The sequence below is a fragment of the Campylobacter coli LMG 9860 genome (assembly GCF_000254135.1).
Lineage (GTDB): Bacteria > Campylobacterota > Campylobacteria > Campylobacterales > Campylobacteraceae > Campylobacter_D > Campylobacter_D coli.
Genome location: NZ_AINS01000042.1, coordinates 1 through 617, shown reverse-complemented (window position 1 = coordinate 617; position 617 = coordinate 1). Strand labels below are relative to the sequence as shown.

The window sequence follows — 617 nt, the reverse complement described above, 5'->3', positions numbered from 1 at the left end:
TAGTCTTTGATTTGAGAGATAAGTTCTTTAGGATTCATCAGTAACTTTGTCCTGTATATTTTTCATCACTTTTTATAAATTTACCATTGGTAAAATAATGAAAAGATCCTCCGCCTGCACTTTTACGACTTATGCTTGAAAAGCTAAATCCTCTTCCTTCATCTCCAAATAAACCATAGTTTTTTACTTTATAATCTATCATGGTAGAAAAAACAACAGGATATTTTTTACCCTCACACACATAATAAGTTGTCATACCTAAATAAGGTCTTAATTTTTTATAGTTTTCTTCACCCATATATGCTTTAAATTGATCTTCATAGTATGCAAATTCGGGTTTATCTTTGAAGTTGAAGTTTGATTCTCCTATTTTATAATTATAATCATTACGATAATATTTACAACCATTAGAAAGGATTTGGGGGAATTTTTTCTTCAAATAAGAAAAATTCACAAAATGAGTTTCATTTCCTACTTTAATTTCACTACCCAAATACTTACTACGAAATTCTTCTCTTTTTTTCTCTAATTCCAATATCTCTTCTCTTATTTTTTTATCAAAGATATAAATTCCACCATAATTACTTACAAGAGTTTTTATTTCACTTGCTTTTTTT

The 617-nt window shown here is 27.2% G+C and carries 1 protein-coding gene; it reads right to left on the bottom strand.

From position 1 onward, the window contains the following. Positions 1–37: 37 nt before the first annotated feature. Positions 38–493: a hypothetical protein gene (locus tag CCO88_RS10645; protein WP_002786814.1), complete on the bottom strand. Its 456-nt coding sequence runs from the start codon at positions 491–493 to the stop codon at positions 38–40. Between the last annotated feature and the right edge of the window lie 124 nt (positions 494–617).